The 23,472-nt window shown below is 70.5% G+C and carries 22 protein-coding genes; 12 read left to right on the plus strand and 10 right to left on the minus strand.

The features are described 5' to 3' along the window. Nucleotides 1-10: 10 nt before the first annotated feature. From ACY0PA_RS01635 to ACY0PA_RS01680, 10 genes are read left to right on the plus strand one after another with little or no spacing between them, the layout of a single operon-like run. On the plus strand, nt 11-1,087 hold the full coding sequence (locus tag ACY0PA_RS01635) for an amidohydrolase family protein (RefSeq protein WP_473082985.1): 1,077 nt from the start codon (nt 11-13) through the stop codon (nt 1,085-1,087). After that, nucleotides 1,084-2,265, plus strand: coding sequence for an acyl-CoA dehydrogenase family protein (locus tag ACY0PA_RS01640; RefSeq protein ID WP_473082986.1), 1,182 nt, complete (start codon nt 1,084-1,086; stop codon nt 2,263-2,265). The genes ACY0PA_RS01635 and ACY0PA_RS01640 overlap by 4 nt, the downstream gene beginning before the upstream one ends. Continuing rightward, nucleotides 2,262-4,445, plus strand: coding sequence for an acetate--CoA ligase family protein (locus ACY0PA_RS01645; protein ID WP_473082987.1), 2,184 nt, complete (start codon nt 2,262-2,264; stop codon nt 4,443-4,445). Before ACY0PA_RS01640 ends, ACY0PA_RS01645 begins: the two co-directional genes overlap by 4 nt. A gap of 48 nt (nt 4,446-4,493) precedes the next feature. Further along, entirely contained in the window at nt 4,494-5,258 is a 765-nt protein-coding gene (phtC, locus tag ACY0PA_RS01650) for a 3,4-dihydroxyphthalate decarboxylase (RefSeq protein ID WP_473082988.1), read from the plus strand. 1 nt (nt 5,259) lies between these two features. Next, nucleotides 5,260-6,234, plus strand: coding sequence for a DODA-type extradiol aromatic ring-opening family dioxygenase (locus ACY0PA_RS01655; RefSeq protein ID WP_473082989.1), 975 nt, complete (start codon nt 5,260-5,262; stop codon nt 6,232-6,234). Then, nucleotides 6,231-6,893, plus strand: a complete 663-nt coding sequence (locus tag ACY0PA_RS01660) for an RraA family protein (RefSeq protein WP_473082990.1) — start codon at nt 6,231-6,233, stop codon at nt 6,891-6,893. The genes ACY0PA_RS01655 and ACY0PA_RS01660 overlap by 4 nt, the downstream gene beginning before the upstream one ends. After that, nucleotides 6,883-7,545, plus strand: coding sequence for an RraA family protein (locus ACY0PA_RS01665; RefSeq protein ID WP_473082991.1), 663 nt, complete (start codon nt 6,883-6,885; stop codon nt 7,543-7,545). The genes ACY0PA_RS01660 and ACY0PA_RS01665 overlap by 11 nt, the downstream gene beginning before the upstream one ends. After that, nucleotides 7,542-8,144, plus strand: a complete 603-nt coding sequence (locus tag ACY0PA_RS01670) for an RraA family protein (RefSeq protein WP_473082992.1) — start codon at nt 7,542-7,544, stop codon at nt 8,142-8,144. The genes ACY0PA_RS01665 and ACY0PA_RS01670 overlap by 4 nt, the downstream gene beginning before the upstream one ends. After that, nucleotides 8,141-9,280, plus strand: a complete 1,140-nt coding sequence (locus ACY0PA_RS01675; protein ID WP_473082993.1) for a Gfo/Idh/MocA family protein — start codon at nt 8,141-8,143, stop codon at nt 9,278-9,280. The genes ACY0PA_RS01670 and ACY0PA_RS01675 overlap by 4 nt, the downstream gene beginning before the upstream one ends. After that, nucleotides 9,277-10,296, plus strand: coding sequence for an amidohydrolase family protein (locus tag ACY0PA_RS01680; protein WP_473082994.1), 1,020 nt, complete (start codon nt 9,277-9,279; stop codon nt 10,294-10,296). The genes ACY0PA_RS01675 and ACY0PA_RS01680 overlap by 4 nt, the downstream gene beginning before the upstream one ends. 73 nt (nt 10,297-10,369) lie before the next feature. Here the strand turns inward: ACY0PA_RS01680 and ACY0PA_RS01685 are convergent, their stop codons facing one another. The 3 genes from ACY0PA_RS01685 to ACY0PA_RS01695 all read right to left on the minus strand — a co-directional run bounded on the left by ACY0PA_RS01685 (nt 10,370) and on the right by ACY0PA_RS01695 (nt 12,797). After that, nucleotides 10,370-10,855 (minus strand): MarR family winged helix-turn-helix transcriptional regulator, encoded by a 486-nt coding sequence (locus ACY0PA_RS01685; RefSeq protein ID WP_473082995.1) that lies wholly within the window; start codon nt 10,853-10,855, stop codon nt 10,370-10,372. 74 nt (nt 10,856-10,929) lie between these two features. Then, entirely contained in the window at nt 10,930-11,700 is a 771-nt protein-coding gene (locus ACY0PA_RS01690) for an enoyl-CoA hydratase/isomerase family protein (protein ID WP_473082996.1), read from the minus strand. A 98-nt stretch (nt 11,701-11,798) separates the two neighbouring features. After that, a complete protein-coding gene (locus ACY0PA_RS01695) occupies nt 11,799-12,797 on the minus strand; it encodes a PDR/VanB family oxidoreductase (protein ID WP_473082997.1) in 999 nt (332 codons plus the stop codon). 438 nt (nt 12,798-13,235) lie between these two features. Here ACY0PA_RS01695 and ACY0PA_RS01700 point away from each other — a divergent pair, with 438 nt between their 5' ends. Then, nucleotides 13,236-14,036: a FadR/GntR family transcriptional regulator gene (locus ACY0PA_RS01700; protein WP_473082998.1), complete on the plus strand. Its 801-nt coding sequence runs from the start codon at nt 13,236-13,238 to the stop codon at nt 14,034-14,036. 67 nt (nt 14,037-14,103) lie between these two features. On the opposite strand, the gene ACY0PA_RS01705 is transcribed toward ACY0PA_RS01700, so the two are convergent. The 4 genes from ACY0PA_RS01705 to ACY0PA_RS01720 form a co-directional block, all read right to left on the minus strand. Further along, entirely contained in the window at nt 14,104-14,928 is an 825-nt protein-coding gene (locus ACY0PA_RS01705) for an ABC transporter ATP-binding protein (RefSeq protein ID WP_473082999.1), read from the minus strand. A gap of 1 nt (nt 14,929) precedes the next feature. Next, nucleotides 14,930-15,763 (minus strand): ABC transporter permease, encoded by an 834-nt coding sequence (locus tag ACY0PA_RS01710; protein ID WP_473083000.1) that lies wholly within the window; start codon nt 15,761-15,763, stop codon nt 14,930-14,932. Beyond that, a complete protein-coding gene (locus ACY0PA_RS01715; RefSeq protein ID WP_473083001.1) occupies nt 15,760-16,842 on the minus strand; it encodes an ABC transporter substrate-binding protein in 1,083 nt (360 codons plus the stop codon). The genes ACY0PA_RS01710 and ACY0PA_RS01715 overlap by 4 nt, the downstream gene beginning before the upstream one ends. Nucleotides 16,843-16,980: 138 nt before the next feature. After that, complete coding sequence (locus ACY0PA_RS01720) at nt 16,981-19,389, minus strand: SpoIIE family protein phosphatase (protein ID WP_473083002.1); 2,409 nt, start codon at nt 19,387-19,389, stop codon at nt 16,981-16,983. Nucleotides 19,390-19,814: 425 nt separating this feature from the next. On the opposite strand from ACY0PA_RS01720, the gene ACY0PA_RS01725 reads away from it, so the two are divergent. After that, the gene (locus ACY0PA_RS01725) at nt 19,815-20,531 is read left to right on the plus strand and encodes an SDR family oxidoreductase (RefSeq protein WP_473083003.1); all 717 of its coding nucleotides are present in this window, start codon (nt 19,815-19,817) and stop codon (nt 20,529-20,531) included. 65 nt (nt 20,532-20,596) lie between these two features. On the opposite strand, the gene ACY0PA_RS01730 is transcribed toward ACY0PA_RS01725, so the two are convergent. From ACY0PA_RS01730 to ACY0PA_RS01740, 3 genes are all read right to left on the minus strand, one after another. Beyond that, the gene (locus tag ACY0PA_RS01730) at nt 20,597-21,259 is read right to left on the minus strand and encodes a TetR/AcrR family transcriptional regulator (RefSeq protein WP_473083004.1); all 663 of its coding nucleotides are present in this window, start codon (nt 21,257-21,259) and stop codon (nt 20,597-20,599) included. Nucleotides 21,260-21,381: 122 nt separating this feature from the next. After that, complete coding sequence (locus ACY0PA_RS01735; protein WP_473083005.1) at nt 21,382-22,200, minus strand: oxidoreductase; 819 nt, start codon at nt 22,198-22,200, stop codon at nt 21,382-21,384. A gap of 67 nt (nt 22,201-22,267) precedes the next feature. Then, nucleotides 22,268-23,320, minus strand: coding sequence for an aldo/keto reductase (locus ACY0PA_RS01740; protein ID WP_473083006.1), 1,053 nt, complete (start codon nt 23,318-23,320; stop codon nt 22,268-22,270). Nucleotides 23,321-23,472 lie beyond the last annotated feature (152 nt).

Consider the following 23,472-nt stretch of genomic DNA (forward strand, 5'->3'; position numbering starts at 1 on the left):
AGCGCTTGCCATGCCGAGCAAGATCGTCGACGTACACGGCCACATCGTGGCCCCATCCGAGCTCTACAGCTACCGGGAGTTCCTCATCGGCACCCGCGGCCACTACGGCCGCCGGCTGAAGGGCTTCTCTGAGGAACGCGAGGGCATGAGCCACGGCCGCACCGGCGTCATCCCGCCCGAGGAGCTCAAGCACTTCGCCGAGGAGCACATCGCCTGGCTCGACCGGGTCGGCACCGACGTCCAGCTCGTCTCGGCCAGGCCCTACAGCCTGATGCACTCAGAGAAGCCGGCCCGCATCGTCCACTGGTGGGCCGAGACCGTCAACGACGCCATCGCCACCCAGGTGCAGTTCCACCCGAACCGCCTGCAGGGCATGGCCAACCTGCCGGTGGTGTGGAACGAGCCCATCGACGTCGTCTTCGACGAACTGGACCGCTGCGTCAACGAACTCGGCTTCGTCGGCGTCCTGCTCAACCCCGACCCCAGCGAGGGCCGGGCCCCCATGGACGTGCCCGGCCTGGGCGACGAGTACTGGTACCCGCTCTACGAGAAGCTCGTGGCCTACGAGCTGCCGCTGCTGGTGCACTCCGCCGGCTGCGTTTCGATTCGCGAGAACCAGAGCCTGCACTTCATCAACGAGGAATCCATCGCGGTGATGTCGCTGGTGCAGTCGGACGTCTTCGAGACCTTCCCCGACCTCAAGGTCATCGTCCCGCACGGCGGCGGCTCCATCCCCTACCAGGTCGGGCGCTTCCGCGGCACCTACTGGGAAGGTACCGGCCGCGGCGGCACCTTCGACGAGGCCATTCGCAAGCTGTACTACGACACCTGCCTGTACACCGAGGAAGCCCTGGACTTGCTGGTCAAGGCCGTGGGCAGCGACCGCGTGGTACTGGGCACCGAACGCCCCGGCGACGGCTCCCACAAGAAGACGCCCGCCGAGGGCTGGGCCGACGACATCGCGGCCGTCCTGCGCGCCAACACCGCCAACAAGCCCGCGGACCTCGACCTGATGCTGGGCGACACCGCGCTTGACCTCTTCCCCCGTCTGCGCAAGAACCTCGAGGTCGCGGAGACCGCGCGATGACCGACGACCTGCTCGACACGGCTCCCGCCCCGGCGGAACGGGAGGAATTCCTCCGCCTGGTCCGCACCTTCGCCCAGGAACGCGTCGCCCCGCGCGTGCAGGAGTACGACGCCGCGGAGAGGATCCCGGACGACCTGCTGGCGGAGATGGGTCAACTGGGCTTCTTCGGCGGGGTGGTGCCGCTGGAGTGGGGCGGACTGGGCCTGGACCACCTCACCTTCGCGCGGATGATCGAGGAGATATCCCGGGTCGACCACTGCCTGGGCGTGCTGATGAGCATGCCCTCGGCCCTGGTAGGCAGCGGCCTGCTGACCTTCGGCACCGACGAGCAGAAGAAGCGCTGGCTGATCCCGCTCGCCGAAGGGCGGATCTTCGGCGGCGCGGGTGTCACCGAGCCCCGCTCCGGCAGCGATGTCGCCGGCACCCAGACCCGCTACGAACGCACCGACACCGGGTTCGTGCTGCGCGGCGCGAAGGCCTGGATCACCAACCTCGACCGGGCCTCCTTCTTCGTCACCTTCGCGACGAAGGACCCCACACTGGGCCGGGCCGGCCTGTCGGCGTTCATCGTCCCGGCCGACACCCCGGGCGTGTTGAAGAACCCGGTCCACAACAAGCTGGGTTTCCGCCCCCTGTGTTCGGGCGACCTCACCTTCGACGACGTCGAACTGGAGGCGGACGCCCTGCTCGGCGAGGAGGGCCAGGGCTACTCCGTCGCCATGAACGCCGTGGAGCGCGGCCGGCTGTCGGTCGCCGCACGCGCGGTGGGGCTGGCCCAGTCCTGCCTGGAGGCCTCCGTGCGCTACGCCGAGGAACGCGTCGTCTTCGGCCAGCCCATCAGCGACTTCCAGATGGTCCGGCAGAAGATCGCCGACATGGCGGTGTCCGTCCAGGCGGCACGGCTGCTGACCGAGCAGTGCGCGGTGGCCATGCAGCGCGGCGGACGCGCCCGCATCGAGGCGAGCATGGCCAAGCTGTACGCCAGCGACACAGCGCAGAATGCCGCCACCGAGGCCGTGCAGATCCACGGCGCGTACGGCGTCTCGGAGGAGTACGGCGTGGCCCGTGCCTACCGCGACGCGAAGGTGTTCCAGATCGTCGAGGGTGTCAACGACATCCACCGGCTGCTGATCGCCCGCAACGCCTTCGCCACCGGAGGGCGGGAGAGCCGGCCATGACCGACACCTCCACGACCGGACCGGGCACCGCGGTGGTCGACGCCGCGGGCGCCGTCCCGGCCACCGGCGCCGAGGCGATCGCCGAGGTACGGCGTGCGCTCACGGCGTACCAGCCGGGCACGGCGCTGGGCGAGGCGACAAGCCGGGCGCTGCTCGCGCCACTCGGTCTGCCCTTCGTGCCCTCGCACGTCGTCGGATCGGCCGACCAGGCCTCGGCCGTCGCCGCTGCCCTCGGCGGCCTGGTCGTGCTCAAGGCGCTGTCGGACGAGGTCATCCACAAGAGCGACGCCGGGCTGGTGGAGCTGTCACTCGGCACCCCCGAACAGGTGCGGGACGCCTACGGGCGTCTCACGGAGCAGACCAGGGCGCTGGGGCTGACCCGGCCCGACATCGTCGTGCAGCCCATGGCGAGCGAGGGCACCGACATGTTCCTGGGCTGGGTCCACGACGAGACGTTCGGCCCGGTCGTCCTGCTCGGCATGGGCGGCGTGACCGTCGAGCTGTTCCGCGACGTGGCCCACGCCGTGCCGCCGCTCACGGCCAACGACGCCGCCCGTCTGCTGGGGACGCTGGACAGCGCCCCCCTGCTCGCGGGCTACCGGGGTCGGCAGGCCGTGGACACCACCCAGTTCTGCCGGCTCGTGGCAGCCGTCGGCGACCTGGCGCTGTCCCTGCCCGAGATCGCCGACCTCGACCTCAACCCGGTGCGGATCCTGCCGGACGGCACGTGCCTCGCCCTCGACGCCGCCGCCGTCCTGGCCCCCGGTGCGCCCGCCGGAGCCGCCCGGCACCCCCGGCCCCCGCTCGACCTGCGGCCGCTGGCCCGACCGCGCAGTGTGGCCGTCGTCGGCGCCTCACGGGACACGAGCAAACCCGGCGGGCGCGTGCTGCGTTCCCTGCGGCAGCACGGATTCACCGGCGACATCCACCCGGTCAATCCGGCCGGAGGCGAGGTGGGCGGGCTGCCCGCCGTCACCTCGCTGAGCGAGCTGCCCGCCGTACCCGACCTCGCCTGCGTCGCACTCCCCGCCGTCGCCAGTGTCGAGGCGGTGCGCGAGTGCGCACGGCTGGGGGTACCCGCCGTCATCGTCTACGCCTCCGGCTTCGGCGAGAGCGGCCCCGAGGGCAAGGTGCTGGACCGCGCGCTGCGTGACGCCGTAGCCGATTCCGGCACGCTGCTGTGCGGGCCCAACACGATCGGGGTAGTCAGCGCCCATCACCGCATGGCCGCCACGTTCAGCCAGGCCGTCGACTCCTTCGGGCTCCACCCCTCGGGCACATGTGTCATCGCCCAGAGCGGCGCCGTTGCCGGCAGCCTGGTCTCGCACGAACTGGCCGACGGCTACGGCATCGGCGACTGGGTGACCGTCGGCAACCAGTCACTGCTCGACGTCGCCGACTACGTGTCGTACTACGCCGGTCTGCCCACCACCACCTGCATCGCGCTGTTCCTGGAAGGGGTGGCCGACGGTCCCCGCTTCCAGCGCGCCCTGGAGACGGCCCAGGCCGCGCAGGTGCCGGTGGTCGTGTACAAGACCGGCGTGACCGCCGCAGGGCGGCGCGCGGTCGCGTCCCACTCCGGGGCGCTGGCCGGCAGCGAATCCGCTTACCGCGCCGTGCTGAAGCGGGCGGGCGCCGTCCAGGTGTCCGAGATGACAGCGCTGCTGGAAATCGCCTGGATCCTCGGCCACATGCCGCGCCCCGCGGGCCGGCGGGTCGCCGTGGTGACCACGTCCGGCGGCGCGGGCAGCGCTACCGCCGACGAGATCAGCGCGCGGGACCTGGCGATCGCGGAGTTCGGTGAGGCAACGCGGACCGCTCTGCAGGCCGTACTCCCCTCGTTCGCGAACGTGGACAACCCGCTCGACGTGACGGCCGAAGGCGCCTTCACCCCGGGCACGCTGCGCAAGGTGCTCGACGCGGTCGCCGACGACCCGACTGTGGACATCGTCTGCGTGGTCCTCACCAGCATCGTCGGCGACGACGCGGTCCGCGTGGCCCAGGAGATCGCCGACGCGGGCGGCCCCGGCCGACCGCCGCTGCTCGTCTCCTGGCTGGTCTCCCGGCCCCTCGCGGAGGACGGCATGCAGCTGCTCGCCCGCCACGGCATCCGGGTCTTCACCGAGCCGGCCCGCATGGCCGCCGCGGCGGCCCACCTCGCGAAGGAGGCCTCCGCATGACCGAGCGAAACGCCTCCCCCGCCCCACCCCGTTGGAAGGAACCACCCCTTGAGCACCACCACAGACGTGGACGAGCTGCGCACCCTCGTCGCACTGTCCTGCCGGATCCTGGCGTCGACGGGCTGCGTCCGTGAGATCACCGGCCACGTCAGTGTCCGGGTCCCGGGCACCGAGCAGTTCCTCGTCCGCTGCCGCCCACCGCAGGACCCCGGGGTCGAGTTCACTGTTGTCGACGACATCAAGCTCGTCGACCTCGAGACGACCAACGCCGACCTGGACGGCGGCTACGCCTTGCCCGGCGAGTGGGCCATCCACACCGAGCTGTACCGAGCCCGCCCGGACATCGGCGCCGTGGTGCACGGCCACCCGCGCGCCTCACTGCTGTGCGGCGTCCTGGACCTACCGCTGCAACCGGTGATCGGCGCCTACGACCCGGGGGCGATGGAACTCGCCGTGCGCGGCGTGCCGGTGTATCCGCGGGCCGTGCTGATCAGTGACTGCGAACTGGGCGGCGCCTTGGCCGCCGCGATGGGCGAGGCGGACGCCTGCCTGCTGCGCGGGCACGGTGTCGTCGCCGTGGGCGAGGACGTCCAGCAGGCCACCGTCCGGGCGATCAAGCTGGAGACCCTGGCCGATCTCACCCTCGGTCTGCACAGCGTCGCGGGCGCCAAGCCGATCCTGCTGAGCCCCGAGGACAGCGCCGAGGTGGGCGAATTCGTCAGCAGCCGCAACGCGGCACGCACCTACGCGCAGTGGACCTGGGACTTCTACCTGCGCTCACTCGGCGCGGCCGACGTCACGAGGAGGGACTGACATGGCAGTTCTGGTAGGCGGTGCGGGCGTCTCCCACAGCCCGCAGCTGTCGATCGAGCCGGGCGGCTGGCGCGCCCACGGTGACCTGGAGCAGGGCCGGCTCGCGGAGTTGGGCCTGCCGCCCACCAACCGGACGTCCGGGGAGCTCGCGGGCGAACTGGACGAGCGGGTGATCCAGGCTCGCCACGAGGCCTGTCAGCAGGCCCTGGAGAAGACACGGAAGGAACTGCTGGCGATGCGGCCGGACATCCTCGTGGTGATCGGCGACGACCAGCGCGAGCTGTTCCTCGACGACATCATGCCCGCGCTGTCGGTCTTCTGGGGCACCTCGCTCGAAGACCTGCCGCCGGGCATGGCGGCCTATCCGGCCACGATGGAGTCGGCCTACCGCTACTACCACGCGGACGAGGTGGACACCTATCAGACCGAGCCCGGCCTCGGACTCCACCTGGTTGAGCAGCTCGTGCAAGCGGGCATCGACGCCGCGCAGTTCACCGAGCAGCCGGCCGGCCGCACGCTGGGCCACGCCTTCACCTTCATCTACCGGCGGTTGTTCGAGGGCCTGCCCCGGCTGCCCCTCGTACCGATCATGCTCAACACCTACTACCCGCCCAACCAGCCCACTCCGCGGCGCTGTGTGGAAATCGGCCGGGCGCTGCGGGCGGCGATCGACAGCTGGCCGTCCGACCAGCGGGTCGCCCTGATCGCCTCCGGTGGACTGACCCATCCCATCATCGACGAGAAGCTCGACCGCGGGCTGCTGGAAGCGCTCGAACAGCACGACGACGAGGCGCTGGCTCAGCTTCCAGTGGAAGGGCTGACGGAGGGCAGCTCGGAGATCCGCAACTGGATCGCCGTCGGCGCCGCCCTGCACGACGTGCCGGGCAGGACCGTCGACTACATCCCCGCCTACCGCTCCACCGCCGGTTCGGGCTGCGGCATGGGGTTCTTCACCTGGAACGGGGAGACCTCATGAGCGACCACGCAAAGCGGCTGGCCGCGCTCGACGTGTGCGTGGTCTCCGACGCGCTGGACGCACTGGGTCTGCCGGGCGCGGTCGCCGGCGTCCTGCCGGTGTGGGAGGGCAGCCGCATGGTTGGCCGGGTCGTCACGATGCGGACGGTGCCGGCGCGAGGCCGCACCAGTGCGCGGCACCTGGGCACCGCGGCCATCGAACGGGCCCGTCCCGGCGCCGTCATCGTGGTGGAACAGGCCGAGGCCGGGATCGTTCCGGTCTCTGCCACCTGGGGCGGCCTGCTCGCCCAGGCGGCCCGGCTGCGCGACATCGGCGGCATCGTCATCGATGGCGCGTGCCGTGACGTCGACGAGATCCGCGAGTTGGGACTGCCGGTGTCGGCCCGCGCGGCCGTCCCCTTCACTGCGCGCGGCCGTTACGTCGAGGACAGCGTCGGGGAGCCGGTCCGGATCGGCGGTGTGACGGTGGTGGACGGCGACTGGGTCATCGCGGACGCCAGCGGGGCGGCCTTCGTCTCCGCCGGGCGGATCGACGACGTCCTGCGCCATGCGGAGCTGCTGGTGGCCAAGGAACAACTGATGGCCGAGGGCCTGCGGCGCGGTGATACGCCGTCGACGGTGCTGGGCCGTGACTACGAGGAGATGCTCCATGGGGACTGACGACATCGTCGAGCGGCTGCGGGAGATCGGCACGTCCACGCTGTCCGACGCCCTGGACCGGATCGGTCTGCCAGGTGCGGTGCCGGGCATCGTGCCCTTCGACGCCCGACTGCAGTTGTGCGGGCGGGCGTTTACCGGGCAGTACGAGCCCGTCGACGACAGCGGGGGGACGGTCGGCGACTACATCGACGACGTCGCCCCGGGCGAGATCGTCGTACTGAACAACGAGGGCCGCCTGGACTGCACGGTGTGGGGCGACATCCTCACCTACGTCTCCACCTCCCGCGGCATCGGCGGCACTGTCATCGACGGTGTATGCCGTGACGTGCGGCCCAGTCTGCAGCTGGACTATCCGGTCTTCGCTCGCGGCCGGTCCATGCAGACCGGCAAGGACCGGGTCCGCCTCGCCCACACCGGCCGTCCGGTGCTGCTGGGCGGGGTGACGGTCGCGCCGGGCGACATCGTCGTGGGCGACGCGGACGGTGTCGTCGGCCTCGCCGCCGACGAGGCCGAGCGGGTGTACGGCGTGGCCGCCGAGATCGACGAGGCCGAGGCCCGCATCCGGCAGTCCGTCGCCTCCGGTTCCCGCCTGGACGCGGCCCGCGCCGCCATGGGCTACCACCGGCTCCAGACCCCCGGCGGCCGGCCATGACCAGGGCGGCGGTCGATCTGCACGCCTTTGGTACGGCCACCCTGCACGAGGCGGGGGCGGCACCGCTGCCCCCGCAAATCCGCCCGCTCGACCGTAGTTGGTGGGTGTGCGGCCGGGTCTTCACCGTGGACCTGGCGCCCGGCCACAACATATGGCTGCACCGCGCCATCTACGCGGCACAACCAGGCGACATCCTCGTGGCCCGCACCAACGGCGGCTTCGAGTACGGCTACTGGGGCGACATCATGACCCACGCGGCACTCGAGCGCAGACTGGGCGGCCTCGTCATCGACGGGTGCGTCAGGGACTCGGCCGATCTGCTGCGGCTGCGCCTGCCGGTCTTCACCCGCGGCCTGTGTGTGCGCGGGACCGGCAAGGACGCCTCGCGGGGCGGTCTGCAGGACATGCTGACCATCGGCACCGCGACGGTGCGGCCCGGGGACACCGTCGTCGGGGACGCCGACGGAGTCGTGGTCGTCTCCCCCGCTGACCTGGGCGAGGTCGCCGCGCGCGCCGTGCAGCGGGAGCAGAAGGAGGAGTCCGTCAGGGCCCGCCTCCTGGCCGGGGAATCGACGCTCGACATCTACGGACTGGCATGAGTACCGCGCTGGGTCTGGGCATCGTGGGCTGGGGCGCGGCCGGCCGGCTGATGGCCGCCGCGGTCGAGCGCACCAACCGCTTCCGGCTGGCGGGCATCGCCGACATCAGCGAGGACGCGAGGGACGCCGCGGCCCGGGAGACGGGCCGCCCGGTCCGGGCGAGCGTCGAGGAACTGGCCGCGGCACGCGACGTCGACGTCATCTACGTCGCCTCCCCCACGGCCCATCACCGTGCCGCCGTCGAGGCCGCCGCGGTGCACGGCAAGCACATCATCAGCGAAAAGCCCCTGGCGGTGACGCTGGAGGAGGCGCAGCAGGTGGTCGAGGCCGCGCGGCGGGCCGGTGTCGTGCTACTGGTCGGGGCCACCCACAGCAGCGACGCGCCGGTGCGGGCCCTGCGCCGCCTGGTGGTGGAGGGCCGGCTCGGCACGTTGCTGTCCGTGGCGTCCGCATGCCACACCGACTGGCACCGCAGACCGCGCTCGGCCAGCGACCTGGACGCGGCGCAGGGCAATGGGGTGGTGCTGCGGCAAGGGGCCCACCAGTTCGACATCCTGCGCTATGTGTGCGGCGGCCTCGCGGACCGGGTCTTCGCCGCGACCTTCGGCGGCTCGGCGGGACGGGAGCGGGGCTTCTCCGCCTGGGTCGGTTTCGCCGAGGGTGTGCAGGCGAGCGCTTATTACAGCGGTACGGGCGGCTTCGACAGCCGGCTGCTGACCTGGGGTGTGGGAGAACTCGCCAGCGTCGACATCGATCCCGCCCCGCCGCTGGACCGCTACTTCGCGCTGCCGGGACGGGACGGCCTCCCTGATTTGTCCCCCGTGTTCGGCACGCTGGTCGCCACCTTCAGCGACGGCACGGCCTGGCAGACACCGGCGGGTCTGGTGATCCATGAGGCGACCGGTGTGCGGGAGCAGTCCGTTGCCGGGCAGCTCTCGGGCTGGGACGCGGTGCTCGACGAGATGGACTCGGCGCTCGAAGGGCGTCAGCCGGTCCATGACGGAGCGTGGGCTGTGGCCACGTTGGAGACGTGTCTCGCGGTGCACGCGTCAGCGCGTTCCGGCGCACCGGTCCCTCTGAAGCACCAGGTGTCCCTGCCTACTGCCTCGTATTGCACTGCATCGAAGGAGAAATGATGATCATCGACGCCCATGCCCATCTGAACGCCCCGGCCGAGCTGTACGCCTACCAAGCCTCCTTGCTGTCCTCGCGAGGGGCCCACGGCAAGTTCGGCGCCGGGGTCAGTGATGAGCAGCTCAGGGAGTACGGGGAGCACACGCTGTCGGTGATGGACAGTGTCGGCACCGACCTTCAGCTGATTTCTCCGCGTCCCTTCTCCTGCGCGCACTCCGCGCAGCCGGCCCGCATCGTGCACTGGTGGACGGATGCGGTCAACTACGCGATCGCTCGGCAGGTCTCCCAGTTCCCCGGTCGGCTGGCGGGGGTGGCGGGTCTGCCGCAGGCGTACGGCGAGTCGCCCGAGCAGTGGGCGTCGGCGCTGGAGCGGGCCGTCACCCAGTTCGGCATGGTGGGGTGCGTCCTCAACCCCGACCCGTCCGAGGGCACCGGGTACGTCGCGCCGCTGGGCGACGAGTGGTGGTACCCGCTCTACGACAAACTGGTCGAACTGGACGTGCCCGCGCTCATCCACTCCGGTGGCTGCCAGAGTGGCAGGGAGACCTACAGCGAGCACTTCATCACCGAGGAGAGCATCGCGATCCTGTCGCTGCTGAACTCGGAGGTCTTCCTGCGCTACCCCACGCTGAAGATCATCGTCGCCCATGGCGGCGGGTCCGTCCCCTACCAGATCGGCAGGTGGCGGGCAGCGCGGGCACACAAGCGGCTGCGGCAGGGGCAGGTGCTGCAGGAGTCCTTCGACGACAGCCTGCGCCGTCTGTGGTTCGACACCGTCCTGCACCACCCGTTGGCCCTGGAACTGCTGCTGCGGACGGTGGGACACGACCGTGTGCTGTTCGGGACGGAGAAGCCGGGCAGCGGCAGCGCTCCCGATCCGCAGACCGGCCGGGACTTCGACGACATCCGTCCGGTGATCGAGGGCTTCGACTTCCTGGACGATAAGCAGAAGCAGGCCGTTCTGTCGGAGAACGCCCTCTCTGTCTTCCGGCTGCTCGGCGTGGGCCAGGACAGCTGACCCACAACGACGAGGTGCCGGCCCCGGAGCGTGTTCCGGGGCCGGCACCTCGTCGTTGTTCATGGGCTCTGGCTCACCAGACGGAACCCCGTGCGCGGTGCGCCACCGAGGGGGCGTCCGAGTCGGCCAGGCGCTCCAGGATCGTCACCAACTCGGTCAGGCCCTCGCGCTCCTCAGCGGTCAGCGTCTGGTCGATCGCCGCGGTGAGCCAGGCCTCCCGCGCCTCGAGCCAGCGCTCGGACTCCTCCCGACCGCGTGGGGTCGCCGTGATCAGCACGCGACGGCCGTCGTCGGGGTCGGGACTGCGCGCGACCAAGCCGTGCTTCTCCAGCACGGCGAGGGTCTGGGACATGGACTGCGGGCGCATGTACTCGGCAGCGGCGAGGTCGCTCGTCGTAGCGGGCGGTCCGTAGACCACACGCTGCAAAGCGGCCAATTGGCTACGGCTCCAGGGGCCGGCGCCCATGCCAGTCTCCGAGCGGATGCGCCCGCGCAGATGGTCCATGGAGCGGACGAGCTCCAGGGCCAGGTTTGCCGACGGGTTGTCATTAAGCGCCACCCATAAATCATACAGGTTACCTGCACATTACCGAAGGGGTGACTTGCGGACCCTGAGGGCGGGTGGCGGGGTGCTCAGCGCCGCAGAAAGCCTTTGATGGCGTTCTGGGCGTGGCCTGAGGATGCCAGGGAGGATATGAGGTCGCTCTCGCGGACGAGCTGCTCGTGCAGACTCGCTCCCGCGCCCTCGGGCTGCTGGAAGAGGCGCTTGGTGGCCGCGAGGGCCTCCGCCGGCGCCTCGGCCAGTACGTGGGCGATGTCGCGGGCGCGGGCGATCAGATCGACATCCTCGACGACCTCGCCGGCCAGCCCCCAGGCGACGGCTTCCTCAGCGTCCAGAACCCTGTTGGTCAGGGCCAGTTCCACGGCGCGGCGGGGGCCCAGCAGCCGTGGCAGGATCCAGCTGCTTCCCATGTCCGGACTGAGCCCCACCGCGGTGTACGCGAGCCGGACCCTGGTGGAGCGCGCCACCACGACGATGTCGGCGCAGAAGGCCAGTCCGACGCCAGCGCCGGCCACGGCGCCCTGGACGGCGCTGACCACGGGGACGGTCAGCGCGCTGAGATGCTCCAGTGCCTCGTGAGCGGTGTCCGCCACGGACTCAACGTAGTCGCCAAGCTGCTCCTCATGGGCGGCGAACGAGCGCAGGTCGCCGCCGACGCAGAAGTTCTTGCCCTCGGCGCGCAGCAGGACCGTGCGCAGTCCCTGTAGACGGCCGATCTCGGCGGTCGCGTCCCGGAGCTGCCGTGCCGTGTCGAGATCCAGGGCATTGGAACGTTCCGGCGCGCTGAGCACCAGCTCCGCCACACCGGCGTCGTGATGGAGCCGCACCAGGGGGCTGGTCACAGGTTCGCCTTCCTCCGCGATGGTCGCTGTCCGGGGGTGCCTGGGCGACGCCGCGCCGCCCAGGGGCCCGGGCAGCGGGCGCGCCGGGCCGCGGCGGCTCACAGGTCGAGGACCAGTTCGCGGGAGGCGCAGCTTCCGACACAGATCATCATGGAGCCGCCGGAGGCACGGTCGGCCTCGGTGAGCACGGTGTCCCGGTGGACGGGGCTGCCGTCGAGGACCTTGGTGTCACAGGTGCCGCAGAAGCCCTCCTCGCACGAGAAGGGGACTTCCGGGCGCAGCGGACGCACCGCCTCCAGGATGGTGGTGCCGTCGCTGACGCTGACCTTCTCGCCGGTCCGTGCCAGGACCACGGTGAACTCCCGCTCGTGCCGGTCGGGCGCGTCCTCCGGGGCGTCGCCGGTGGCGGGGGCGGGTGCAGTGAACAGCTCGGTGTGCAACGCAAGGTCAGGCCGGTGGTGCGCGACCGCGTCCCCCAGTGCCGCCAGCATCGGGGAGGGGCCGCAGGCGTAGACCGCCGCGCCGTCGCCGACTGCCGTGACGATGTCGTTCAGGGGCAGCAGTCCGTGGTGCTCCTCGGGCAGAACGGCCACCGAGGCGCCGGCTTCACGGGCAAGAGCGCTGATCTGGTCGGTGAAGGCCATGGAGCGGGCGGTGCGGCCGCCGTAGTGCAGCGTCCAGGGCACTCGGCGCACGGACGCCTCGCGCGCCATGGCGAGGATCGGGGTGATGCCGATGCCGCCAGCGATGAAGAGGTAGGACGGGGCGGGCTGGAGGGGGAAGTGGTTGCGCGGGCCGCGGACGCACAGTTCCCGCCCGACGAGGGCGGTGTCATGGATCTCCGCCGAACCGCCCCGGCCGGGCCGTGCCCGCAGGACGGCGATGGTGTAACTGCGCCGGTCGCGCGGGTCGCCGCACAGGGAGTACTGCCGCAGCAGCCCGGAAGGCAGCCGCACCTCCAGATGGGCGCCGGGCTGCCAGAGGGGCAGTTCCGCATCGTCCTCGCGGCTGAGCCGGAGCGAGACGACGTCGTCGGCTTCCCAGCGGATCTGCCGGACGTGGAGGCGCAGTTCCTGGTGGTCCGGAGAGGTGGTCATGACGCCCCCTGGTGTGCGGTGCTGTGCATGGGTCGCTGCCTTCCTGCATGCAGTCCGTGGTGATGAGGCACGGCGTCCCAAGGAGGCCGGCCCCGCTCTGGCTGGTGCCCGCCGGCCTCGGGGGTGCGGTGTACCTGAGGCCGGCGGGCGTGTTCGGCCGAGTGCCCGAGCCCGCATCGCGAGCGCCCTACTGACGGGCCTGTCTCGCGGTATCAGTGAGTCGGTGCACCACCCTCAGCGGCCTACGTAACTAGGATAATCAATCGCCTAATCCCTGGCTACACTTGAAGGTGAACCGCTGCCCCGAACAAACAGCCCGTCCGCGCGGCCCGTTCGCGATGCCTTGCGGGCCCGAGCGGACGCCAAGGGGCATCGCCCCTGACGTACGATGAATCGCATTTTTGGAGCAGCAGCACGGGAGGCGAAAGGGTGGGCATCATGGCCGAGGATGTGTCCGGCACCAACGGAGCCGCGGAAGGGGCACGCACCCCTCGCCGCCGGCCCCAGAGCCGCAAGGCACAGAAGGCGGCCCTGCTGATCGCCCAGCAGATCGTCGACGACATCACCGAGGACGGGCTCGCCCCGGGGACGAAGATGGCCAGCGAACGCGACATGCTCGCGCGCTTCGAGGCAGGACGCGGCACCCTGCGCGAGTCACTGCGTTTTCTGGAGATGAACGGCGTGATCACGGTGAAAGCCGGCCCCCAGGGCGGCCCCATCGTCTCCGAGCCCGACGCCCAGGACCTCGCCGGCGTACTGGGCCTCTTCCTCCAGCTGCGCGGCCTGCCGTTCCGGGAACTGGTGGCGGCGCGCGAGATTCTCGAGCCGGAGCTGGCCGCCCTGGCCGCCGGCGCCTCCGGGGGTGACGTCGCCGACGAGATCACGGACTCGATCGAGGGAATGCGGGCATTCCTCGACGACGAGCAGAACTTCCTGGCGGAGAACGACCGGTTCCACGCGGCCGTGGCGACCGCCGCCGGAAACGGCCTCTTCGCCCTGCTCATCTCCTCGCTGCATTCCATCACCGACGGCATGCCGCTCGGCGTGAGCTACCCGCGGCAGCGGCGCGAGGCCGTACTGCGAGCCCACGAAGCCGTCGGCGAGGCCATCGTGGCGGGCGATCCGGAAGGAGCCCGCTGGGCGATGCGCCGCCACATGCGTGAGTTCCGCCGCTACGTGGAAGAGAAGTTCCCCACGGTCTACGAGCGGACGGTGCGCTGGCGCGACATCGCTCCCTGACCGCCCCTGACAACGCCTGTGCCCGCCGCGGTCGTTCGCGGCGGGCACCAGGGCGGCACGGCAGGCGCTACGTCGAATGGACCAGCTCCCAGGCCTTGTTGCGCAGGGCCACGAACTCGTCCGACACCTGGTAGGCCAGCGGACGCGGGCGCGGTGTGGGGCAGGAGAGCACCTCACGGACCCGGCCCGGCCGCCCGGTGAGGATCACCACCCGGTCCGCGAGGTAGATGGCCTCACCGATGTCGTGGGTGACGAAGACCGTGGTGGTGTTCGTTTGCACCGCGATGCGCTGCAGCTCGATCTGCAGCTCTTCCCTGGTCTGCGCGTCCAGGGCGCTGAACGGCTCGTCCATGAGGAGGAGTTCGGGGGCGATGGCCAGGGCGCGGGCGAGGTTGGCGCGCTGCTGCATGCCTCCGGAGATCTGGTGCGGGTAGTAATCCTCGAACCCCTCCAGGCCGACGAGCCGGATCAGGTCCTGCGCGTGGCTCCGCACCGCGCGCCGGGAACGTTGGCGACGCACCGGTGTACGGGCGCGCAGTTCCATCCCGAAGGCCACGTTGCGCAGCACGGTCCGCCAGGGGTACAGGCTGGCCTGCTGGAATACGAAACCGGTACGGGCGCTGGCCGCCGCGCTGTCGCCGACCGAGATGGAGCCGGCGGTGGGCGCCATCATCCCGGCGATCAGCCGGAGCAGCGTGGTCTTCCCGCACCCCGACGGGCCGACGATCGCGATGAACTCGCCGGGCTGCACCTCCAGGTCGATGCCTTCGAGCGCGGTCAGCCTCTGCCCCGAGGTGGGCTGGGAGAATTCCATGCCGACGTCGGACAAGAGCAGGCGCGCTCCGCCCTGACCGGCGGCGGGGGTCTCGGTGAGCGCGGCCTCAGCGGTCATGTCAGCTCGCATCTGTCCTCCAGGGGCAGGCCTTGCGTTCCACGGTGCGCAGGAAGGTGGTCAGGATGACGCCGAGAGCCGCGAGCAAGATGGTGCCGACGAAGACGTCGGCGGTACGGAACTGCTGCGCACCCTGCAGGATCAGAAAGCCCAGGCCCTTCTGCGCGCCGAAGAAGTCCGCGACCACGATGCCGACCAGTCCGCGGCCGACGGCCAGTCGGAGACCGGTGAAGATGTAAGGCAGGGCGCCGGGCAGGGCAACCTTGACGAAGCGTTCGAAGGCATTGGCCTTGTACGACGCGGCAACGTCCTTCCACTCGCGGGCCAGACTCTCCACCCCGGAAAGGGTGTTGATGGCGACCGGGAAGAAGGCCATTAGAACGACGATGAAGGCCTTGGCCGCGAAGCCGAATCCGAGCCAGATGATGAACAGCGGTGCCAGGCCGATGCTCGGCGTGGCGTACAGCGCCAGCACCCAGGGTTCGGTGGCGTAGCGGACATAGCGGAACTGTCCCATCAGCAGGCCGGCCAGGACGCCGAGGGCGCCGGCGATGACGAAGCCGGCCGCGAACTGGCGCAGACTGGTGGTCACATGCCCGGTCAGTTCGCCTGCGGAGCTCATCTCGGCGAAAGCGTGGGCGATCTGGGTGGGCGAGGCGAGCACCAGCGGGTTCACCTCGAACACCCGCGTGGCGGCTTCCCACAGCAGAAGTCCGCCGAGGATGGAGGCGCAGCCGACCCAGAAGCTGGCACGGCGGCCGGACAGGCGCAACGGGCGGAACCTGCGGGCGACCGCGCGGACCGGTGCGGGGGTGGCGGGGCGGCTGATGGTCATAGCGACTCCGTGGCTCGGTCCAGGTAGGTGTCGACGACGAACCCGTCGACGCTGGTGGCCTTCTCCATCGCCCCTTGGTCGACGAAGGCCTTGATCGCGCCGCGCAGGGCGGGAAGATCGATCCTGCCGTCCGCCGGGAAGAGCCCGTCGGCGCGCTTTCCGGTGAGCCAGTAGCCGTAGGCCTGCTGGATCACGGGCTGCGGCGTTTTGAGGATCTTGGAAACGCGCCGCACGAGTTCCTGCTTGTTGGCTGGATCGTGCATCCAGCGCAGCGTGCGCAGCCACCCCCGGGAAAAGGCGACCAGTCCCGCGTCATGCTGGGCGGCGAACGGTTTCGTGGTGACGACGAAGCCGGAGACGAAGTTGGGCATGGCGTCGTAGAGGGAGCCGAGGTTGCGCAGGCCCTGTTCGGTGGCCTGGAACTCCAGCGGCGAGGTGACCACGGTGGCGTCGGCATGGCCGTTGCGCACCGCGGTGAAACGTTCTGCCGTACCCCCCGCCGTTATCTGCTTATAGGAATCCGGGGACAGGCCCTGCTGCTTCAACGTCGCGACCAGGGCGACGGTCGAGACCGTGCTCGGCCCGGACGTGGCGATGGTCCGGCCGCGCAACTGGCCCAGATCGGTGATCCCGTGCTTGGCCACCACACTCCAGATCGGGCTGTTGCACATCCCGTCGATCGCGATGAGGGGCGCGCCCTGCTGACGCGCCACCACGAGTTCCGAACCGCCGATCTGCAGGTCGAAGGACCCACCCATCAGGCCTGCCGTCATGGCGCTGGTACTGCGCCCGATGGTGACCGCGACCTCGATCCCCTCTTGCCGCATGAAGCCGAGATCCTGGCTCAGCGTGAGGGGGATGGTCGCAAAGTTCTGTTCTTGTACGGCGAGGCGGATCGTCTTCCTGCCAGAGCCTCCGCCGACCGATCCGCTTTCGCCGGCCGCGGAACCGCAGCCTGTCGCGATCGCCGAGGCGAGGAGGAATTGCAGGGTCTGCCTTCTCGAACACGCGCCGAGCATCGTTGCTCCTGTCTGTGCCAGAACGCTCATCACCCGGGGGACGCGCGCGGCGGCCCTCACAGATTGCTCCTATGATTAACCTGTAATTGAGATCAGGTCTAGCCGCGTGCACGAAGTCGTCCACCGGCGGGCAGGGACGCACGACCCGCGCATGACGCGGCCCCAGCCGTCCGTCGCCGACCCAGCAGCCCGCACCGCCTATCCGGCGTCGAACTCGCTCTGTTCGGCCCAGATGGTCTTTCCCCTGGTGCTCTGCCGCGTGCCCCAACGCTGTGTGAGCTGGGCGATCAGCAGCAGCCCCCGGCCGCCCTCGTCGAACGTGCGGGCCCGGCGCAGATGGGGAGCAGTGTTGCTGGCGTCCGAGACCTCGCAGGTCAGCGAGTCGGAGTTGATGATGCGCAACTGAATGGGGCCATGGGCATGGCGGATCGCGTTGGTGACCAGCTCACTGATCACGAGTTCGGTGACGAACAGGGCGTCCTCCCGCCCCCAGGCGGTGAGCTGTTCGACCGCCTTCTGCCGCGCCACCGCCACCGCCGACGGATCCACCGGCACATCCCAGGTGAAGACCTGCGAGTCGTCGAAGGCACGGGTGCGGGCCACCAAAAGGGCGACGTCGTCGTCGGGACGGTCGGGGAGCACCGCGCCGAGGATGGCATCACACATGTGCTCCAGCGACGGTCCCGGCCGCGCCAGTACCTCCCGAAGGCGCCGGGTGCCGACCTCGACATCCTGGGAGCGGGAACCGATCAATCCGTCGGTGTAGAGGACGAGAAGTGATCCTTCGTCGACATCGGTCTCCACGGACTCGAACGGCAGGCCGCCCACCCCCAGCGGGGGGCCCGCCGGAAGGTCGAGGAACTCCACCCCACCGTCCGGGCGCACCAGTGCGGGCTCGGGATGTCCGGCCCGGGCCAGGGTGCAGCGGCGAGTGGTGGGATCGTAAACCGCGTACAGGCAGGTGGCCCAGATGCCCGTGTCCGCTTCCGCCCCCTCGGGGGGCTCCTCCTGGTCCTGCTGCAACCTCAACACCACGTCGTCCAGACGGGTGAGCAACTCGTCCGGGGCCAGGTCGAGGTCCGCGAGGGTACGGACGGCGGTGCGCAGGCGGCCCATGGTGGCCGACGCGTACAGACCGTGGCCGACCACGTCACCCACGACCAGCGCCACCCGTCCCCCGGACAGCGGGATGACATCGAACCAGTCACCGCCGACGCCCACGGTCGCGCCGGCAGGCAGATAGCGGGTGGCGACATCCACCGCGGCTTCCTGGGGGCGGTGCGCGGGCAGGAGGCTGCGCTGGAGGACGAGCGCGGTTTTGTGCTCGCGAGTGTAGCGGTGCGCGTTGTCGAGACAGACTGCGGCCCTGTTGGTGATCTCCTGAGCGAGCCGTACATCGTCCTCGTCGTACGCGTCCGGGTTCCGATGCCGATGGAAGCAGGCGACACCGAGGGTGGTGCCGCGAGCACGCAACGGGACCGCCAGGACGGAGTGCACCTGGCCCGCGCCGACCCGCTCGGCGCGCGCGGACTCGTCCGCCGCGCCGGGAACCTGGCCCATGAGGCCGGTCGGCTCACCCGTCGCCAGAGCGCGGGCCAGCGGCGAGTCGCTGGGGACCTTGCTCGTTTCCCCGGGTTCGCCCGGCCCGGGCGCCTCTCCGGGGGCCAGAACAGATGCCCGGCCGGCGCGGCGCAGCACCACGAGGCCGTCCTCGCGAGGCGAGGGTGACGCACCCGCCTCGAAGACCGAGTCCAACAGGTCGACGGTGACGAAGTCCGCGAAACCGTCCGCCGCCACGTCCGCCAGTTCCTGTGAGGTGCGGACGATGTCGAGGCTGGTCCCGATGCGCCGGCCTGCCTCATCGAGAAAGACAAGCCGCTGCCGAGCCCGGTACTGCGCGGTGACGTCAAGGCCGATCGAGGACACACCGCGCACCGTGCCGACGGCGTCCCGCAGAGGTGTCACATGGACGGACCATGCGCGAGCGCGGGTCTCGCCCGGCGCTCGGACGAAGATGTCCCGATGCACCGGAGCGCCGCTGCGCAACGCCTCCAGGTATGACCGAGCCAGGTCCTGGTAGGGCTCGGCGGGCAGGATGTCGGCCAGGCGACTGCCCCGGGCCTGCTCCTCGGTGACTCCCAGCAGGCGCAGCCACTCTCGGTTGGCGCCGACGAGACGGGCCTCGTGGTCGTAATAGGCCGCCGGGAAGGGAAGTTGGGAAAGCGCCCACTGCCGGTACTGCGCGGACTCCACAGTTGCGTCGTGCGGGTCGGCCTCGCTGGCCACGATCCATTCGTGCTCTCCCCCGGCCCTCCGCAGACAGTGAGCCCACAGCCGGGCCACGACGGCGCGCCCGTCCTGGTGGCGCATGACCACCTCTGCAGGCCTGCAGGAGGGACCGTCGGGAAGCGTCGCCGTCAGGTCGGACAGGGAGCAGCCCAAGAGCTCCTGGACAGAACGGCCCACGGCTTCGGTGTCGGTGTAGCCCAGCAGTTCCCGCGCACGCCGGCTCCAAGCGGTGATGGTGCCCACGCTGTCCACCGCCACGAAGGCGGTGGCGGCCAGGGGTCTGACCGGCTCGCTCTCCCAGGCATCCAATCCGAGCATGAAGCAACCATCGGAGGTGAGAAACGGTAAAATCACGCCAAGCCTATACCAGACCACGCAAACATGACCGTCCCGTGCGGCAAGCACGGCGGGGCACGCCCGTACGCTGCCCGACTCGGTGGCAGGGAAACGGCTCAGGCGGCAGCTTCCCGCATTACGACCTCAGCTCGACGTGTTGCTGCCCGGTCATCACACGTGTGAAACGTCGCACACCCTCTCCGATGAGGGAAGAACCGGAAACCGTACAGTGAGCACATCACGCTTTCCATGTGCCTCGGCGCGAGCCGCCGAACCCTACGCCGGAGGCCCCGTGAGCACACATCAGCGCGGACGCCACGCCGCCGCAGGAGCCGCCCCGGTACCCGGGGTCCCCGAGGAGGCCCCGGCGGACCCTTCCTGCACCCGATGGTTCAGCACCGTCCTCAGTGCGTCCGAGCGGGTCGCGCGGCATAGGCCGTGCGGTGGTCGAACGCCTCGTCGCCGACGGGGCGCGCGTCGCCTTCTCCTTCCTCTCCAGCAGCGAGCCTGCCGCTGAGCTGGAGCGCACGGTGGCCGCGAACGGCAGCGCGGCGAAGGGGTTCAGGGCCGATCCGGCGGAGCCCTGCTCGGTACAGCAGTTCCTGGCGGTGGCCCGCAAGTGGCTGGGCGGGTTCGACATCCTGGTAAACAACGCCGGTTGTGCGGTTCCCGCCTCGCTCGCGGAGACCACCGATGAGGACTTCGACCGGGTCATGGCCGTCAACGCCAAAGCGGTCTTCGTCGCTCTCCGGGAGGCGGCCCGGTTCATGCGCGACGGCGGCCGGATCATCACCGTGTCCACGATCAACACCCGGCTGGCGGTTCCCGGGGCTGCCGTTTATACGGGCAGTAAGGGCGCCATCGAGCAGTTCACGACCGTGGCGGCGCTGGAGCTGGGGTCACGCGGCATCACCTCCAACACCATCTCGCCCGGCTTCACCGACACCGACCTTCTGCGTTCCGTGAACTCCGAGGAGGCGCTGCGGCAGGCCGCCTGTTTGTCGCCCTTCGGCAGACTGGGCGAGCCGGCCGACATCGCCGACGTCATCGCTTTCCTGGCCGGACGCTGGGTCAGCGGGCAGAACCTTCACGTCTACGGCGGAGTGAGTGGGTTCTTCCGCTGAGCGGCCGCCTGGCTCGGCCGCCCGCGGCCGGTCCGGAAGCGGGTGGGGCAGGTCCGACGGCAGGGTCACCGGGAATGGAGCAGTCCGGTGACGACGAGATGCAGCGTATGGGCGAGCATGGCGGCGAAGTCGACCTTCGTGGAGATGAGTTCGGGGTGCTGCTGAGCTTCGGCGACGGCGTCCGAGGGGTGGGCGAACGGCCAGAGCCCGGCCGTGCAGACGACGGTCAGGGAGACCAGTTCACGGGCCTCGTCGGGGGACAGCCCGGTGATGTGCTCTCTCAGCAGGTCGGCCAGCGTACGCAGGAGCTGGACGTGGGCGAGCTTGAACTCGCGTGCCGACTCTGCCGAGATGTTGCGTTCGAGCTCTGATCCCAGGGCGCTGAACAGGTCGCACAGCAGGGGGCGGCGGGCCAGCGAGCGGGCCAGGGTGTCGGTGACGACTGTAGAGGGCCCTTCGGCCATGGCCAGTTCGGCGGTCAGCTCCTCGATCCACTCGGCCAGGGACCGGTTGAGGAGTTCGAAGAAGACCGCTTCCCTGGTCTCGAAGTAGCGCACGACGTTGGTTTTCGACAGCCCGACCCGGCGGCTCAGCTCGCGCAGGCTAATCGCGCTGACCGGCATCTCGCTCAGCAGCTGTGTCGCGGCATCGAGGATGGCCTGTTTGCGGATCTCGCGCTGCTCGGCGCTGCGCGCGCGCTGGAATCCGGCCGTGCGGTCGTCTGTCATCGTCGCTTCCCCATGGAACTTGCTCGCGGCCCGTCGAACCTGGCGCCGCCTGCGGTAACCCTAATCCCCGCCGGCGCCGTCCCGGGGGACGGCGCCGGCGGGGTGCGGACCTGGGTGCCGGGTCACACGGACTCGCTCACGTGTCGCCACTTGGCGTCCCCGGCGGCGAGGGCCTCGGCCACGGCCTGACCGACCTGGACGGCGTCCTTGCCGACCAGCAGGTGCAGCGGCGGCTCCTCGGCCTCCACGATGTCCAGGAGCAGCTGCGCGATACGGGCCGGGTCGCCGGGCTGCTTGCCGTCCTGGCCGCGGATGGCGGCGACGGCGGCGCCGACCACCTTCTCGTACGGCGCGCTGACCGGCGGGGTGGACATGGAGGAGCCGGCCCAGTCGGTGCGCATGCCGCCCGGCTGGGCGACGGTGACCTTGATGCCGAGGGGGGCCACTTCCTGGGCGAGGACGTCGGAGAAGCCGCCGACCGCCCACTTGGCCGCCTGGTAGGCACCCAGGCCCGGAACGCCGACGCGGCCGCCCACGGAGGAGATCTGGATGATGTGCCCCGAGCCCTGCTCCCGCATGACGGGAAGGGCGGCCTTGGAGACGTTGACGACGCCGAAGAGGTTGGCCTCGATCTGGTCCCGGAAGGCCTTCGCCGACATGTCCTCGATGGCGGCCATGTCGGCGTAACCGGCGTTGTTGACAAGCACGTCCAGACGGCCGAAGGCGTCCACGGCGACCTGCATGGCCCGCCGCGCCGCCTCGGCGTCGGTCACATCGAGGGTGACCAGCCGAACCCGGTCGCCGTACTTCTCGGCGAGGTCGTTGAGGGGCTCGGTGCGCCGGGCGGTGGCGACCAGGTTGTTGCCCGCCGCCAGGACGGCCTCGGCAATGGCGCGGCCCAGACCGCGGGAGCTTCCGGTGATCAGCCAGGTCCTGCTCATGATGACGCCTCTGATTCTGTGAAGGGTGGTGCGGAAAAGGGAAGGTCAGGGGGACAGATGTCGGGAGTCAGCTGTCCGGGGTCGGATTCCGGGGCACGACATGGAGCTCTCCGTACCGGCCGCCCCTGACCCGCGTGGGGTCGAACAGGGCGCCGAGGTGGGCGACGTCGTCGGCGCTGAGCCGGACCGAGGTGGCCGCAAGGTTCGCGCGGACGTTCGCCGGGCGCTTGGAGCCTGGGATCGGGACGATGTCGTGGTGCTGGGCCAGCAGCCAGGCCAGGGCGATCTGACCGGCGGTGGCGCCGGTGCCCGCGGCGAACTCCTCCAACTCGTCGACCAGTTGGCGGTTGTGTGCGAAGTTCTCGCCCTGGAACTTGGGCAGCGTGGACCGGAAGTCGTCGCGGCCGAACGCGGCGCCCCGGTCGAAGGCCCCGGTGAGCATGCCGCGGCCGAGCGGGCTGTAGGGGACGAGCGTGATGCCCAGGCGGCGGCACTCCGGCAGCACCTCGGCCTCGACGCCGCGCTCCCACAGCGAGTACTCGCTCTGCAGGGCAGCGACCGGGTGGACCGTGTGGGCCCGCCGCAAAACCTCCGCGCTGACCTCGCTCAGGCCGATGGCCCGGACCTTGCCCTCGGCGACCAGTTCGGCCATGGCGCCCACGGTGTCCTCGACGGGGACGGCCGGGTCGAGCCGGTGGTAGTAGTACAGGTCGATCCGGTCCGTGCCGAGCCGCTTGAGGCTGGCCTCGCAGGCGGCCTTCACGTATGCGGGGCGGCCGTCGAAGAGGCTGCGGCCCTCGGGAGTGGGGCGGGCGGAGAACTTGGTCGCCACCACCGCCCGGTCCCGGCGGCCCCGGAGGGCGCGCCCCAGCAGTTCCTCGTTGTGCCCGAAGCCGGCCACCGGCTGTCCCGGAGTCGCGCTGCTCGCTCCGTAGTAGTCGGAGGTGTCGAACAGCTGCACGCCCGCCTCGATCGCGTCCCGGACCGTGGCGACGGAGGCGTCCGCGTCCACCGCTCCGTAGAACTGCGACATCCCCATGAGGCCCAGGCCGACGGGCCGCACCGAGAGGCCGGAGGCGCCCAGCGGTGTTCGGGCGGCTCGCGCGCTGTCTTCGTTCATGGTCGGGGCCACCTTCTCTCGAGGAGTACGGCCAGCATCCCCTTAAGAGGCCACTGGAACCTTACGGGTTCCACCATAAAGGACCACTGGCCTCTTGCACACTCCGGGAGCGCCGAATGGGGAGTGTCACATCGCTGTGGCAGTTCGTCGCC

This window comes from Streptomyces sp. DS1-CR2 (assembly GCF_055760475.1).